Raw genomic sequence first — 16,078 nt, forward strand, 5'->3', positions numbered from 1 at the left:
AGCGCAATTTAATTATTATCTGGATGATCTATGGCTGTGTTACACCCCCAAATCAACCCTGTGGCGCTGGACTTGGGTTTTGTTGAGCTGCATTGGTACGGCTTGATGTATCTGCTTGCTTTTGCGGCGGCGTATTTTTTGGCTTGGTATCGCACCAAATCTCGCAGCGATTTTACCACTGAGATGGTCTCTGATTTGGTGTTTTTTGGCTCGGTGGGCGTCATCCTCGGCGGTCGCATCGGCTATGTGATTTTGTACAATTTTAGCGAGTTTATATCCAATCCATTATACCTGTTCCGTGTCTGGGAAGGTGGTATGAGTTTTCATGGCGGGTTTATTGGCGTACTGCTTGCCATGTGGTATTTTGCTCATAAATATAAAAAAGCACCGTTTACCGTGCTGGATTTTATCGCACCTTGCGTACCGACAGGCTTGCTGTTTGGACGTATTGGCAACTTCATCAATGGCGAGCTATGGGGGCGCGTTTCGACATCAGACATCAGCCATTTGATGTATTTTCCGCAGGCGGCCAATGCCGATTTTGAATTATTACAAGCCAATCCCGCCCTACAAAGCATCGCTGCCAATATCGGCGGCTATCTGCTACTACCACGCCATCCATCACAGCTGTACCAAGCGGCGACCGAAGGTGTGCTACTGTTTATCCTGCTGTGGTGGTTCTCATCCAAGCCACGCCCACGCTATGCTGTGTCGGCGTTGTTCTTGCTTGGCTATGGCATCAGCCGTTTTACGACCGAGTTTTTCCGTCAGCCAGATGTTGGTTATGAGCTGATTTTTGGTTGGATGAGTAAGGGGCAATTATACAGTTTACCGATGATTATTTTTGGTATTATCTTAATGGTGATGGCATACCAAAAACGCATTTATGATTGGAAAAAAGCCTGATGAAACAATATCTTGAGTTACTCACACGCATCTTAGAAACTGGTGGCGACAAAGGCGATCGCACCGGCACAGGCACTCGTTCGGTGTTCGGTCATCAGATGCGGTTTGATCTGTCCGCAGGCTTTCCGCTACTCACCACCAAAAAAGTCCACATGAAATCCATCATTCATGAATTGCTTTGGTTCCTAAAAGGCGATACCTGCGTGGACTATCTACAAGCCAATGGTGTAAGCATCTGGGATGAGTGGGCGACTGCTGAGCAGACCGCTCGCTTTGGTCGTGCCGAAGGTGAGCTTGGCCCTGTCTATGGTCATCAGTGGCGTAATTTTGGTGCAAGCAAAAATGCTGATGGTGTGTACAATGCTGATGGCTTTGACCAAATCACTTGGCTAATTAACGAAATCAAAACCAATCCCAACTCTCGCCGTCTGATCGTCTCAGGCTGGAATCCTGCCGAAGCAGGTCAAGTAGCACTGCCGCCTTGCCATACGCTGTTTCAGTTTTTTGTGATTGATGGCAAATTATCCTGCCAGCTGTATCAACGCAGTGCCGATGTATTCTTGGGCGTACCATTCAATATCGCAAGCTATGCACTACTGACCCATATGATCGCACAAGTGTGCGATCTTGGCGTGGGTGAGTTTATCTGGACAGGTGGTGATACACACTTATATAGCAATCACTTTGAACAAGCCAAACTTCAGCTTGGCCGTGAGCCACTGCCACTATGTACACTAAAGCTCAATCCCAAAATTAAAGACATTTTTGACTTTGGCTTTGATGATATCGTGATCGAAGATTATCAATCCCATCCAGCCATCAAAGCAGCAGTGGCGGTATAAGATGAGCCAAGATATCAAAATCGTCCATGTCGTCGCCAAAAGCACGAACCACTGTATCGGCAAGGACAATCAGCTGCTGTGGCACATTCCTGCGGATTTACAGCATTTTAAGAACATCACCACAGGCGGCGTGATTGTCATGGGGCGTAAGACTTTTGAGTCTTTGGGTCGCTTATTGCCGAACCGCAGTCATCACATCATCACCCGTGATACGGCCTTTCATCACGATGGCGTGACTGTGTCGCATACGCTGGCAGACGCCATCAGTACCGCCAAAGTCGATGCCATCGCTCGTGGGCAGTCTGCCATCTATATCCTCGGCGGTGGTGAGATTTATCAGCAGAGCCTAGCGATGGCTGATCGCCTTGAGATTACCGAAGTAGATATCAACATCACAGGCGATGCTTATTATCCTGTCATCACTGATGATTTTATCAAAGTGGCTCAAAGCGATACACATATCTGTGACAAAAGCGGTTTGGCTTATCGTTTTGTCACTTATCAAAAAACCAACTAAAGCAGCAAGGTGATACCCATGAAATACACCCCGATTGCCATCATCTGTTCAGCCGCTCTCATCAGCGCTTGCAGTGATCAGCCAACTTATCAAAAAATCGAAGGGCAAACCATGGGCACCAGCTACCACATCAGCTATCAACACCCTGATGGCGTCGATGCCAAAGCCATCCAGGCTTCGATTGATCAGCGTTTGCAAGCCATCAACATCAGTATGTCCACCTATATGGATGACAGCACGATTAGTAAATTCAATCGCCTGCCATCGGCGACGCCGATACAGATTGATGCTGACTTTGCCAAGGTGCTCGCTGATAGCCAAAGCATCTACCAAGCATCCAATCAGGCTTTTGATCCGACCGTGTATCCACTTGTTGAGCTATGGGGATTTGGCAAGCAAATGAGTGTAGAACGCCTACAGTCGCCACCAAATGCAGATGAAATCGCCAAAGCTAAAGCCGTCATCGGTCTAGATAAAGTCCTGGTCAATGGTCAAAGTATCCAAAAAACCGTCGATGGCGTTGGACTGGATTTTTCTGCCATTGCCAAAGGCTATGCCGTCGATGTCATCGCCCAAACACTCAAAGACAGCTATGGCATCACAAACTATATGGTTGAGATTGGTGGTGAAGTCGCAACCCTTGGACAAAATGACAAGGGTAAGCCATGGACACTGGCAGTGGATGCACCCGTCGCAGACAGCTCAGTCAAAACTCGTGACACCATCACCACACTGACTCAGCCAAAAGATGGCTCACTACACATCGCCACATCAGGTAATTATCGCAACTCGGTCGAATACGAGGGCGTACGATACAGCCACACCATCAATCCCGTCACTGGCAATCCTGTGGCAGATGGTGCACCAAGCATCACTGTGCTACATGACAGCGTGGCACTGGCAGATGGCTGGGCGACAGCACTGACTGCGATGCCGTATGCTGACGCACTGGCGACTGCCAATCGTGAAGGTATCCAAGCTTTATTTATTATCGAAAACAGCAACAAAACTGGCTTTGACATCGTCAAAACCGACGCCATGCAACAAAAATTCCCCAATTAAAGCCGCGTCATTGCACGCACCCGAATTTTGCTTTACAATAACAAGCAGTATTAAAGATAGATTAAGGGTAGATATGAGTAATTTTTCACCAAGCATCCATTTTGCCAAGCGTTGGCTGGCCACCCCTGCACCTGCACGCAGCGCAATTTATGATGAGCTGGATGACATCATCAGCTTGCTTGACAGCGAGGCGCCGATTGACCAGTTTCGCTTCCAGCATCCTGATTTTTATCAAGCGGTGGCAAGCAGCATCGAATCAGCTGACGGTGAGGCCAAACCCAATCGTTTGATCCACTCGATCGAGACCACCTCGCTGACTGCCGATGAGCCTGAGGCATTGACAGCGCCTGATTTTGATGACATCGAAGCTCGGCTAAATCAAAGTTTGGCGACGCAGATTGATGAGTTTTTGGGTGAGCATATGAGTCAGCTGTCTGAGGATCTGCGCGCGTGGGTACAGATGGCAGTGCGCCACGAGCTTGCCAATCATCAGCGTCTAGAGCAGAGTTCTGCGCAGAATGATTGATCTTTGCTGTATTCTACAATAAGCATTTTGCAGTCCAATATATTCATCACCAAGTAATCATCAAGTGCCAAAGCCATCGGAGGAAATATGAGCACCATCGCCCAGCACAGCGACATCATCATAGTGGGCGCAGGTCCTGCAGGTCTGGCATTTGCCCGATTTTTTAAAGATACGGATTTAAAGCTGACACTGATCGAAAAATCAGCACTGTCATCATTACAAGATCCTGCCTATGATGGCCGCGAAATCGCACTGACGAACACCTCAAAAGAGATCCTGCAAAATCTCGGTGTCTGGCAACGACTGCCAAGCGATGAGATTTATCCACTTAAAAATGCTAAAGTTTATAGCGGCAATCTGGACTATTCACTGGATTTTCAAGTGCCTAAACTGATGCGCCAGATGCGTTCATTGGATCGATTGGGTAATTTGATCTCCAACCATAATATCCGTAAAGCCGTCTATGATGAGGTGGCGACGATGGATAATGTAAACTTGATTACAGACGCTACTGTCATCGATGCCAAAACCGATGACGCAGCGGCGACGGTACGCTTGGCTGATGGCAGATCACTGACGGCCAAGCTACTCATCGCAGCAGACAGCCGCCTATCGAGCGTGCGTCGGATGCTCGGCATTGGCGCGGATATGCATGATTTTGGGCGCACGGTGATTGTGTTTCGAGTGACGCACCCACTGTCCAATGGCGCGACCGCCCAAGAGTGCTTCTTATACGGCCGCACCTTGGCATTACTGCCTTTGCATGACACGATGACCAACTGCGTCATCACGCTGGATAACACCCAAGCCGATGAGCTGCTTAGCCTTGAGCCTCAGGAATTGGCGCGTGAGGCGCAGCGGATGTTTGGCGATCGTTTTGGCGCATTCACCATCGCAGGCAGCGTACATCACTATCCATTGATGGGCGTACATGCGCATCGTTTTTATGCCAAGCGTGCTGCCCTCATCGGTGATGCTGCGGTCGGGATGCATCCTGTGACCGCGCATGGCTACAATCTGGGTCTGCTCAGTGCCAACATTCTGGCGCCAATGATCCTAGAGGCCGATCGACGCGGCGCAGACATTGGCGATGCGCGTTTATTGGCAAGCTATAACCGTCGCCATCAAGCGCACACCCGTCCTTTGTATCACGGTACCAATGCGATGGTCTCACTGTTTACCAATGAAGCGCGGCCAATGCGAGCAGTGCGTGATTTGACTTTGCGCATCAGTAATAATTTGCCACCGATCAAACATTGGATCGCCAAGCAACTGGTGGGCTAAAACTTCGCCATCGCATCATCAGCCAAAGAAGCACTTTGGCTGATTTTTTTTGTCACAAGGCTGTGGATAACTCTGTGTATAAGCCTGTGGATGGCGTGTGAATAAACTGTGGATAATTATTTGATCGTGACAAGCTTAAGACAAATGGATGACAATTTTGTGAAACATACACAGTTATGTTGAAATAGATCAAGTCTAATTATTCATATAAATTTATTTAACTAATTATAAATAATAATCAAAAACCCCATCTTCAAACCCTTAAGCCTTGTGCAGTAAGGCTTTGCACAGTTTTCCCCATAAACTGTGGATAACTTCACAAATTTTATGAAATTTTAAGTGATAAAGCCAGTAAAACCAACTGCTGACGACGAATTGTACAAAAATTAACCAATTTTATATATTATAAATAAATATAATTAAATCAATGGTTTATAAAATATTTTTCTTATGATTTATGAAAATATTGACAAAAATGGCAAAATATTTTCCAAAATCATCGATCATTTTAGTTTCACGGCAGCAGTGGATAAATTGTGGAAAAAAATGTGGATAACTTTAATAAGATCACAATTTTTAGCCACGCGCTAGGCTGGTTGCCGTCATCAGCACACCAAAGACAATCCTAAGCATGATCATCACACTTAGGATTGATATCAAGGTGCGTTAAGTGCTTTATCAGGGCTTTTTTGGGCTGTGCTGAGCGCGTGGGTGGGCATGGTCATACACGCGAGTTAAGGCACCAAAATCGACGTGGGTGTAGATTTGGGTGGTGCTGATGTTGCTGTGGCCTAGCATTTCTTGGACGGCGCGCAGATCACCGCTGGCAGACAGCAGATGCGAGGCGAAACAATGGCGCAATAGATGCGGATGCAGATTCAGATCGATACCAGCATTGGTAGCGCAAATCTTTAGGCGCAGTTGAATGGCGCGAACGCTTAAGCGCGTACCGTGTCGCTCACTGATGAACAGCGCTGGCGAGTATTGCTCTTGCCACAGATCGCGGTGCGGCAGATAGTCGATGAGGGCTTGGCGCGCTTTAGAGCCGATGGGGACTTGGCGTACTTTATTGCCTTTGCCTGTGACGCGTAGCGCTTGGGCATCCAGATCGATGTCATCGATGTTCAGCGAGGCAAGCTCTGAGACGCGCAGGCCGCTGCCGTAGATCAGCTCAAACATTGCTTTGTCGCGCACCCATAGCCGAGCTTTGGCAGGCTCAGTCGGCATTGGCTGATCAAGCAGTTGCTGCATCAATGCCTCATCGGCGATGGTGGGCAGCTTTCGAGGAGCTGATTTGAGTCGATAGCCTGTGGTGGGATTGTGAGAGGTGATGCCTTGGTCGATCAGATGTTGATAAAAGCGCTTGATGGCGGATAAGGTGAGCTTGGCACTGCTGGTGCTGATGCCGTCTTCTTCAAGTCGCGTGCCAAAAAAGCGCGTCAGATCTTGTCGCGTACACGCCAATACATCTGCGCCCATGCGATGATCTGCCTCTATAAATTCGATGAACTGGCCGATCGCTTGCTGATAGGTGGCGATGGTTTTGGCAGAATAATTTTGTAAATAAAGCTCTTCGCACCAGTCAGCCAAATAGCCCCAAGCCGCCGAGTTTGGCTCGGGCTTGGGACTAGCAGCGATCAGATGCGCCAGTCTGTTCATGCAGTCGCATCATCGCTGGCACCAAGCTTAATGCCTGCCGATGCCGCCAAGCCATCTGGACTGAATACACCTTCATAGACGAATGCCGTCGGGCCAGTCATCATCAGTGAGTAGCCTTGTTGCCAACGGATCGCCAAGCTGCCGCCATACAGCTGCGCACGAATATCCACACCTTCATCCAGCCAGCCTTCACGAATGCCAGTGGCGACCGACGCGCAGGCGCCTGTACCACAGGCCTGAGTCTCACCGACGCCGCGTTCATAGACGCGGATGCGCAGGTGGCGTTGATTAACGACTTGCACAAAATTGACATTGACGCGCTCAGGGAATGCTTCGTGAGATTCGATGCGCTTGCCAAGTCGTTCGACATCGGCAGTCAGCACATCATCGACCTTGATGATGGCGTGCGGATTGCCCATATTGGCCACATACAGCTGCACGGGTGTGCCATCAACATCGAGGCGGTAGGCATTGCCGATCTTGGTGATGGCTTTTGGGGCAAAAGGAATCTCATCAGGCTCAAACTTGGGCTTGCCCATATCGACCTGCACCCAGCCATAGCGATCGGTGGTCAGGATGATCACGCCGCTTGCGGTCTCGACGCGCAAACGCTGCTTAAACGACAGTTTACGCGCTTGGACAAAGGAAGCAAAACAACGCGCGCCATTGCCGCATTGAGCGACTTCTGAGCCATCAGCATTAAAGATGCGATACTTAAAATCGACATCAGGGCGGCTGGGCGGCTCGACGATCAAAAGTTGATCAAAGCCGACACCGATGCGACGATCAGCAAGCAGTCGTACCAGCTCGGGAGTGAGTGTCAATCGCTGTGTGACCAGATCAATGACCATAAAATCATTGCCCAGTCCATGCATTTTGGTAAATTCGATCAGCATTGTTCCATCCTTATTTTTATTTATAATGGTTGATAATGTTATCTTATCATGAAAAATCTTTACTGGCTAATGCTTTTATGGGATCAAATGATGAAAATTCGATGACAACAACTTTATTTTTGGGTTTGAGTTTAATGATTTGATGGCGAGGTGGCTGCTATTGGATTGTGACATGGGGTGATGAACGCCAGTTGCTGACTGCGATTAAATCAGCACCGCATAAACCAAAAAAAGATGAGTCATTGGCCTGACTCATCTTTTTTTTGGGATTTATGATACAGATTAAGCGATAGAGATTAAGATTAGGCGATCTCATCACGCCATAGATCTGACAGCACTTCACGCTGACGCACCACGCGATGCGTACCGTCATCGACCATTACTTCACAGGGGCGTGGACGAGTGTTGTAGTTGCTCGCCATCGTAAAGCCATAAGCACCTGCACCAGTCACCGCCAAAGTATCACCGACAGACAGCGATAGCAGGCGATCTTTACCGATAAAATCACTGGATTCGCATACTGTGCCGACCACATCCCAGACTTTCTCGTCGCCTGCCTTTGATAGATCTGTCGGGATAATTGCCATCACTGACTCATACAGTGCAGGGCGAATCAGCTCACTCATGGAGCTATCGACGATGGCAAAGTTCTTAAATTCGGTGGGTTTTAGCACATCGACACTGGCTAGCAGTACGCCTGTATTGGCAACTAGGCTACGCCCTGGCTCTAGGTATAGCTTGAGTCCCAATGCTTTTAGGCGTGGCAAGAGCAGCTTTGCGTAGTCATCGACACTGACGGGATTTTCGTCAATATAACGCACACCAAGACCGCCACCCAGATCGATATGATCAAGCGTGATGCCATTGGCAGACAGCTCGTCAATGAGCTCTATCAGCTTATCAAGTGCGTCACTAAAGCCTTGTGCATCAAGCAGTTGTGAGCCGATATGGCAGTCGATGCCAGTGATTTGTAGATGTGGCAGGCTGTTGGCGTGCAGATAGGCACTGATAGCCTCTTCATGACTGATGCCAAATTTATTATCTTTCATGCCTGTTGAGATATACGGATGCGTCTTGGCATCGACATCTGGATTGATGCGTAGTGAGATGCGAGCGACTTTGCCAAGCTTCGCCGCCACGCTATTGATGCTGTCAAGCTCGCTCAGTGCTTCGACATTGAAGCAGTGGATATCAGCATTCAAGGCATATTCGATATCATCAAGAGTCTTGCCCACGCCTGAATAGACGACTTTTTTGGCATCAGTCACTTGTAGCACACGAGCCAACTCGCCTTTTGAGACGATATCAAAGCCTGCACCAGCATCGGCCAAGGTCTTTAGTACCGCTAAGTTTGAATTGGCTTTGACAGCATAGCAAATCTGATGATTAATCTCGCCAAATGCTTGCGTATAAGCCTGATAATTATCCAATAATGCACGGCGTGAATAGACATACAGTGGCGTATCATAGTGTGATTTTAGAGTTTCACTACTGACACCGTCAATATGAAGTACATTATCCACATAAGAAAAGTAGGGCAAAGCATCCACCAAAACGGCGGCATCGATACTAAGCACGCCATCAGTTAGGCGGCTTGCAGGTACAAAATTCATCATAATCTCTAAATAATATTCAAATAATAAGTGAATCAATAATCGTTCGGATTTGGGCTGACCGTGCCATCTTCATGGATAATTGGTGAAGTCTCGGTCGGAATGTACAAGGCACCTTTTTGACCGCAGCCTGTCAAAGTCAGCACCAGTGCAGCCAATAGCCCTACAGCGGATTTTTTCATCATGCTTACTTCCATCGGATACATCCGCATCGTTCGGATGAGTTGGGTAATTGAAAATCAGGACATTTTAGCATAAATTAGCATCGCTTGGGCGTAAAAATCAGGCAAAATTTTTCATCGCCACAGGATGATTTGGCAATAAAATAACTGATGAAAAATCAAATACTTGTTATAATTTTGCACAGATATCATCAAAAAATCTCACACAAACAGCGACCAATCGACAAAATGGCGGAATATTTTAATGAAATCTAAGATTTAAGGCTTGACAATCCAAGCAATCAGGGTTAATTTATTTGGTTATCCATACAATAAAGTGGGTGGACCGACCCACATGGACATTGACAACAAATTACCATCACATCGGAGCATTTATGAGCTTAGTGAATCCTACTTTAGTTTTGAACTGCGGTTCATCATCAATCAAATACGCCCTAATCAGCGAAGATGGCGAAAGCCGTATCGAAGGTTTGGCAGAAGGCTTGGGTAATCCTGAAGCACGCATCAAACACAAAAACCTAGACGGTGAAGCGACGGTTATCGAGATTCCAAATGGCGTCCATGCCGATGCTCTAAAGGTTATCCTAGAAGATTTGATCAAAGAATATAAGCCTGTGGCAGTCGGTCATCGTGTCGTACATGGTGGCGATAAGTTCAAATCAGCGACCGTCATCACTGATGAAGTATTGGCAACCATCGATGAGCTAACTACGCTAGCACCATTGCACAACCCTGCAAACGCTGCTGGTATCCGTGCGATTAACAGCATCTATCCTGATTTGCCACAAGTAGCGATTTTTGATACGGCATTCCACCAAACCATGCCAGCACACGCATATCGCTATGCTGTGCCAAAAGCACTATACACTGAGCATCAAATCCGTCGCTATGGCTTCCATGGTTCATCACACGCTTATGTGTCAAACCGTGCCAGCGAGCTGACTGACAAAGCAGGTACACACGGCTGGATCATCGCTCACTTGGGTAATGGCTGTTCGGCAACGGCAGTCTATGATGGCAAAAGCCTAGACACCAGTATGGGTATCACGCCGCTAGAAGGTCTTATGATGGGTACTCGTAGCGGTGATGTTGATCCAGGTCTGCACATTCATCTAAGCCGTACACTGGGTATGTCTATCGATGAGATCGACACGCTACTGAATAAAAAGAGCGGTCTATTGGGTGTCTCAACCGTCTCAAACGATATGCGTAACCTAGAAGCTGCCGACAAAGAAGGTAATGCAGATGCGACACTGGCACTACAAATGTTTGCTTATCGCACTGCCAAATACATCCTAAGTCTAACCGCTGCTTTGCCTGAGCTAACTGGTATCGCATTTACTGGTGGCGTGGGCGAAAATGGCGCTGATATGCGCGCTGCCATTGTCGCTGCCCTAAAACACATCGGTGCGAAGGCAGATACTGCTAAGAACGCTGAGCTATTCCGTGGTGCTGAAGGCAGCTTCCACACCGCAGACTCAGCCGTTGAGCTGTGGGTTATCCCAACTGACGAAGAATTCCAAATCGCCAGCGAAAGCCGTGCGGTGCTTGGTCTGTGATCAAAAAAACGCACTGTTTGACGGTGCGTTTTTGATTGGTTTTAATCAATCAGTTCGATAAAGACAAATTATTTAGGAAATATTATGACAACGATTTTACTTGTGCCGGTCGAAGCATTTGATATTGATGCTTTTGCAACCAAAACTGCTGACACTGCCTTTTTGCCTTTTGCATCGTTTGAACAAGCGGCATTTGAAACAGCTTTGGCAAAAAACAATTTGGATGATTTGCTTGAGCTGGTGTATGCCAAAGTAAACGAAAGCACTGATGACATCAAGGTCGTGGCAGGTATCAGCCCGCAGCATCCTTATGCAAACCAAGTCAACCGTGATTTGGCATTGGCACTAGATGCAGATGTGGTACTTGTCGGTGATAATGCAGCCCTACTTAGCATTGGTAAGGCAGTGTACGGCGAGCGTGTGGTCGGCGAAGTTGCCACAACTGGCGATGCCAAAGCATTCATCAAAGCAGGTAGCCGTAAGCCAAATCTTTCGCCATCAGCGTTTCGTGTTGAGCTGGTCAAAAACGCCCAAGCTGCCAAAAAACGCATTGTTTTGCCAGAAGGGGCGGAGCCACGCACTGTCGAAGCGGCGGTGATTTGCCAAACTCGCGGCATTGCCGATTGTATCCTACTTGCGACCAAAGACGAAGTGCAGAAAGTCGCTGATGAAAAAGGTCTAACCCTACCAAGCGATCTACAAATCATCGATCCCGCTACTTTGCAAGAGCAATATGTCGCGCCGATGGTTGAGCGTCGCAAAGGCAAGCTTGACGAAGCAGGGGCAAGAGAGCAACTGCAAGACACCGTCGTGCTAGGTACGATGATGCTACAGATGGGTGATGTTGATGGCTTGGTATCGGGTGCGATTCATACCACCGCTAACACCATTCGTCCTGCATTTCAGCTGATCAAAACTGCACCACAGTATAGCCTAGTCTCTAGCTGTTTCTTCATGCTACTGCCTGAATCTGTGGCCGTCTATGCTGACTGTGCGGTGAATCCAAACCCAACCGCCGAAGAGCTGGCAGAAATCGCTATCCAAACTGCTGATTCGGCAAAAGTCTTTGGCATCGAGCCAAAAGTCGCGATGATCAGCTACTCAACTGGCACATCAGGCGCAGGCGCGGATGTGGATTTGGTGGCGAATGCAACCGAAATCGTACGCCAAAGAAAGCCAGAGCTGGCAGTTGATGGCCCACTACAATATGATGCGGCAGTCGTTGAGAGCGTGGCAAAATCAAAAGCACCAAAATCACCTGTGGCAGGTCAGGCGAATGTCTTTATTTTCCCAAGCCTATCAGTGGGTAATGCACTGTACAAAGCTGTACAACGAAATGCCAATGTCATCGCCGTCGGCCCAATGCTACAAGGCCTAAACAAGCCTGTCAATGACCTATCTCGTGGCTGCTTGGTGGATGATATCGTCTATACCATCGCATTGACTGCGATTCAAGCGGTATAATTGATCGACACCACAAAAAATCGCCCATTAGTACGATGGGCGATTTTTTTATTTGACAAGATGGTTTAGCTGTCTGGGCGAATTTGACCGAATTTACCGCTTTGTACATCTTGCACAGCTTGGATGATCTCTTCGCGCGTATTCATCACAAACGGGCCATAACCGACGATCGGCTCATTCAATGGCTCACCGCTTAGGATGAGGATTTTGGCAGATGTTTGGGCTTTGATGGTCAGCTGACTGCCGCCTCGATGAAAAGTCACCAGCTGCGCTGCGCCTGCCTCATCCTTATCATTCACCAAAATCTTGCCATCCAAGACCAGCACCAACAGGTTGTGACTCTCAGGCAGATCAAAAGTATGCTCAGCATTCTGATTTAGGCGCACATCCCACAGATTGATTGGGCTAAATGTACTGGCAGCGCCAATGACACCATCAAGCTCGCCTGCGATCAGCTTGGCTGTGCCTGCATCACCCAGACGCACCTCGGGAATGTCTGCATGGGTAATGGCTTGGTATTTGGGCGGGGTCATCTTATCTTTGGCAGGCAGATTTACCCACAGTTGCACCATCTCAAACATGCCGCCTGTCTTTGAAAATGCCTCTGAGTGAAATTCCTCATGCATCAATCCTGACCCTGCTGTCATCCACTGCACATCACCTGTGCCGATAACGCCACCGCCACCTGCTGAATCTTGGTGCTCAACCTCGCCTTGATAGGCAATGGTCACCGTCTCAAAACCGCGGTGCGGATGCTCGCCCACACCGCGATGTGCGGCACGCGGATTGGCAGGGAAATGCTCTGGTGAGGCATAATCCATCAATAAGAATGGATCAAGGTTTTTGTGTGTTTCTTGATAATTAAACATACCATGCACATGAAAGCCATCACCTACCCAGTGCTTGCTTGGTGCTGCATAGACTTTTGCTACTTGTTTCATAAAACGCTCCTAAATGATGGCTTTGGCCATCGATTAATTGATACTTGTATTATAAGGGCGTTATCTTGATAAAAAAGCGCTGACTTTGCAAAGTCAATTTGCAAAAATGCAAAGTTAACTGTGTCACTGTAGGATCAGCTGATGATTATGACATCCATGCTTTTTATTTTAACCAAAACATAAAACAATAAAGCGGCCATCAGCCACTTTATTGTAAGTTTGGATAGATCGATCAAGGCGCAATACAACCTGCGATCAGTCTTCAAACCTGTTCATCGCGACGAAATAACCACTGCGTATCATCGCTCAATTCATCCACGAAATAATAGCCATCGGCGTCAAAATCTTTGAGTTTTTCTACATCGGTGATCTGATTTGTCGCGGCGTAATTGACCATCAGGCCACGAGCTTTTTTGGCATAAAAGCTGATGACTTTATACTGGCCATTTTTTTGATCTTCAAATCTTGGCGTGATGATGCGCGCGTCAATTTTGGTAGGATTGACCGCGCCATAATATTCATTGGATGCTAGATTTATCAAAGTATCAAGGCCAGATTCTTTCATGCGCGCATTGATCAGATCGGTGATGAGATCGCCCCAAAATTGGTACAGATTATCTGCCTGTGGTGTCTTAAATTTTGTACCCATCTCCAAGCGATACGGCAGCATCAAATCCAGTGGCGCAAGCAGCCCATATAAGCCAGATAAGATGCCCAAATGCTTATTAAGATAATGAATATTATCTTCACTTAGGTGGTAAGCATCCAGTCCAGTATAGACATCGCCATCGAACAGATAGACGGCAGGCTTGGCGGTATCATCAAAGGGATAAGCCCAGTTTTGGTTGCGCAGCACATTTTGTTCAGCGATCTTAGCGGAGATGCCCATCAGTTCTTGCAGATCGATGACATCGCAGTCTTTGAGGGTGTGCATCAGAGTGCTGGCCTGATCGATCAGTGCAGGCGTGCTGTAGTGATCTGCCAAAGACAGCGGCACGGGCGTTTTTTCGTCAAGATTTTTGGCAGGGGAGAGTAAAAAATACATGAGATGTCCTAAAATAACCCATTTGATCTTATTATAACAAATTTATCATCAGCATGGTGTGCGGTGATGTTGATTATCCTGATGGTGGTGATTGGATTGATTGATTATGATCTTGGTGGCTTTTATTATATACTATACCAAAGTCCATCTTGGATGGCGGCAGGTGATGCTTGATTTTTGCTCTTGGTATGTGGACGGTGTTTGGAATGGTTTGTCTAAACAAGGATGTCAGCTTGCATAGCCTGACTTAAAAAACTGAATAATATCAATGAATTATATGTTTTTAAGGTGCGCCGTGCGCACCCTACGCACTAATTTAACATATTCCATCAACAGAAGAAGCGTAGATATTTTTAATATAGGACGGATTCATGATGCACAACAACCCTGATCCAATACCACGCCGTTTAAAACAAGGCGAGATTCGACTTATTAAATATTTATTAAAACATAACAATATGCCATGCAAATTACATAAGCCGCTTGAAGATATGTATGTGATTGATTTAAGTGATGATGGAATGGGATCTCTTCAATTTTGCCGTGATAGTGCCAATATAAGAAAGTTTGGCTGTAATATCTTGGAGGCTATTGCCTATGATACCGATGGGAGGCTGATCAACATTGCTTTATATGTTGATCGTGATGGTTATCTCTATGAGCTTGATAGCTTTACTCAGGATTTTGAAGCACTAGCCAGCCCTCTAGGCACAATTCTGCAAGTTGATAATATTGCCAGCCCGCCAGTTGCTTTGGATTAAACGATTTAAATTCTAAAATAAATATCAAAAAACAAGATTGTGATGCTGCTACCATCGGTGAGATGTGGGGTGATTGGCATACCGATAATCCAAACACCCTAACCCAAGATGAAAAAGAAAAACTCATCAATCAAGCCAAACTGATCGCAGGCATCACCGCTGCCTATGCTGGTGAAGATGTCAATGTGGCTGCTGATATGGCAGTACAGTAGGGTGCGCACAGCGCACCATTAATCTGGGGTGCGGGCGTCACTGTACCACTACAATATTCCCAGACACACCATAAAAGATTATACTACCACAAACTGGGAGTAATCTCTCATGACAAAACAGCGTAAGCAGTACAGCAACGAATTTAAACTAGAAATGGTCAAACTCATAGAAGAACAAAATCAGCGTGCTGTTGATGTTGCTAAGCAAATCTGTTTCAATGGTGCGTTGTACGCACCCTGCGCACTGGCACCAATCAAGTTATTACAGCTTATCCAGTTCCTTAGAGGTATGTATTATGTTAATATGTCCAAGATGTGAGCAAGCCTACTTACTTAAAGCAAAAATTAATAAAATTAATGAAGTTATTTTCTTGTGTGAAGAATGTGAAGCCATGTGGCTTGAAAATCAAGATATTGACTTATTGAATTTTGTGGATTTTGGCACCTATTTAGCCAGCCATAATTTGCAACCCTTATGGGATGAAGTTGATATTTTGAATGAAACAGATTGAACTATTTATCCACACCTTTACAAATCGTCATTTCGCTTCAGCTCGTAGTGGTAGGGTGTGTTGTACGCACCCTACGCACTGTACCTTTAACAATTAC

Annotated in this window: 16 protein-coding genes and 2 pseudogenes; 12 read left to right on the plus strand and 6 right to left on the minus strand. The window is 46.9% G+C overall.

Translation table 11 applies throughout. The features are described 5' to 3' along the window. Positions 1–30 precede the first annotated feature (30 nt). The 6 genes from lgt (at position 31) to ubiM (ending at position 5,137) form a co-directional block, all read left to right on the plus strand. Positions 31–906: a prolipoprotein diacylglyceryl transferase gene (gene lgt / locus B0681_RS10090; RefSeq protein WP_078318590.1), complete on the plus strand. Its 876-nt coding sequence runs from the start codon at positions 31–33 to the stop codon at positions 904–906. Then, positions 906–1,748, plus strand: coding sequence for a thymidylate synthase (locus tag B0681_RS10095; RefSeq protein WP_078318591.1), 843 nt, complete (start codon positions 906–908; stop codon positions 1,746–1,748). Before lgt ends, B0681_RS10095 begins: the two co-directional genes overlap by 1 nt. 1 nt (position 1,749) lies before the next feature. Continuing rightward, the gene (locus tag B0681_RS10100) at positions 1,750–2,265 is read left to right on the plus strand and encodes a dihydrofolate reductase (RefSeq protein ID WP_078318592.1); all 516 of its coding nucleotides are present in this window, start codon (positions 1,750–1,752) and stop codon (positions 2,263–2,265) included. A gap of 18 nt (positions 2,266–2,283) precedes the next feature. Then, positions 2,284–3,327 (plus strand): FAD:protein FMN transferase, encoded by a 1,044-nt coding sequence (locus B0681_RS10105; RefSeq protein WP_078318593.1) that lies wholly within the window; start codon positions 2,284–2,286, stop codon positions 3,325–3,327. A gap of 73 nt (positions 3,328–3,400) precedes the next feature. Next, complete coding sequence (locus B0681_RS10110) at positions 3,401–3,853, plus strand: hypothetical protein (RefSeq protein ID WP_078318594.1); 453 nt, start codon at positions 3,401–3,403, stop codon at positions 3,851–3,853. 87 nt (positions 3,854–3,940) lie between these two features. Next, entirely contained in the window at positions 3,941–5,137 is a 1,197-nt protein-coding gene (ubiM, locus tag B0681_RS10115) for a 5-demethoxyubiquinol-8 5-hydroxylase UbiM (RefSeq protein ID WP_078318595.1), read from the plus strand. A gap of 678 nt (positions 5,138–5,815) precedes the next feature. Here the strand turns inward: ubiM and xerA are convergent. The 4 genes from xerA to lptM form a co-directional block, all read right to left on the minus strand. Continuing rightward, the gene (gene xerA, locus B0681_RS10120) at positions 5,816–6,796 is read right to left on the minus strand and encodes a site-specific tyrosine recombinase/integron integrase (protein ID WP_078318596.1); all 981 of its coding nucleotides are present in this window, start codon (positions 6,794–6,796) and stop codon (positions 5,816–5,818) included. Next, a complete protein-coding gene (dapF, locus tag B0681_RS10125; protein ID WP_078318597.1) occupies positions 6,793–7,692 on the minus strand; it encodes a diaminopimelate epimerase in 900 nt (299 codons plus the stop codon). The genes xerA and dapF overlap by 4 nt, the downstream gene beginning before the upstream one ends. A gap of 302 nt (positions 7,693–7,994) precedes the next feature. Then, positions 7,995–9,305 (minus strand): diaminopimelate decarboxylase, encoded by a 1,311-nt coding sequence (lysA, locus tag B0681_RS10130; RefSeq protein WP_078318598.1) that lies wholly within the window; start codon positions 9,303–9,305, stop codon positions 7,995–7,997. 35 nt (positions 9,306–9,340) lie between these two features. After that, on the minus strand, positions 9,341–9,490 hold the full coding sequence (lptM, locus tag B0681_RS10135) for an LPS translocon maturation chaperone LptM (protein WP_228143904.1): 150 nt from the start codon (positions 9,488–9,490) through the stop codon (positions 9,341–9,343). 371 nt (positions 9,491–9,861) lie between these two features. On the opposite strand from lptM, the gene B0681_RS10140 reads away from it, so the two are divergent. Then, positions 9,862–11,046 (plus strand): acetate/propionate family kinase, encoded by a 1,185-nt coding sequence (locus tag B0681_RS10140; RefSeq protein WP_078318600.1) that lies wholly within the window; start codon positions 9,862–9,864, stop codon positions 11,044–11,046. 471 nt (positions 11,047–11,517) lie between these two features. Then, positions 11,518–12,510: pseudogene (gene pta, locus B0681_RS10145) on the plus strand (phosphate acetyltransferase); the annotation flags it as partial. Between the two features lie 65 nt (positions 12,511–12,575). On the opposite strand, the gene B0681_RS10150 reads toward pta, so the two are convergent. Together B0681_RS10150 and yaaA are read right to left on the minus strand one after the other, a co-directional pair. Further along, positions 12,576–13,451, minus strand: coding sequence for a pirin family protein (locus B0681_RS10150; RefSeq protein WP_078318602.1), 876 nt, complete (start codon positions 13,449–13,451; stop codon positions 12,576–12,578). Positions 13,452–13,713: 262 nt separating this feature from the next. Continuing rightward, complete coding sequence (gene yaaA, locus B0681_RS10155; RefSeq protein ID WP_078318603.1) at positions 13,714–14,496, minus strand: peroxide stress protein YaaA; 783 nt, start codon at positions 14,494–14,496, stop codon at positions 13,714–13,716. 371 nt (positions 14,497–14,867) lie between these two features. Between yaaA and B0681_RS10160 the strand changes: the two genes are divergently transcribed. The 4 genes and pseudogenes from B0681_RS10160 (at position 14,868) to B0681_RS10395 (ending at position 15,981) form a co-directional block, all read left to right on the plus strand. Then, entirely contained in the window at positions 14,868–15,257 is a 390-nt protein-coding gene (locus B0681_RS10160) for a DUF6984 family protein (protein ID WP_078318604.1), read from the plus strand. Positions 15,258–15,319: 62 nt separating this feature from the next. Beyond that, a pseudogene (locus tag B0681_RS10165) lies at positions 15,320–15,466 on the plus strand (VENN motif pre-toxin domain-containing protein); the annotation flags it as partial. Positions 15,467–15,578: 112 nt separating this feature from the next. Then, a complete protein-coding gene (locus B0681_RS10170) occupies positions 15,579–15,788 on the plus strand; it encodes a hypothetical protein (RefSeq protein WP_078318606.1) in 210 nt (69 codons plus the stop codon). After that, complete coding sequence (locus B0681_RS10395; protein WP_143821241.1) at positions 15,766–15,981, plus strand: hypothetical protein; 216 nt, start codon at positions 15,766–15,768, stop codon at positions 15,979–15,981. Before B0681_RS10170 ends, B0681_RS10395 begins: the two co-directional genes overlap by 23 nt. Positions 15,982–16,078 lie beyond the last annotated feature (97 nt).

This window comes from Moraxella porci DSM 25326, assembly GCF_002014855.1.
GTDB lineage: Bacteria > Pseudomonadota > Gammaproteobacteria > Pseudomonadales > Moraxellaceae > Moraxella > Moraxella porci.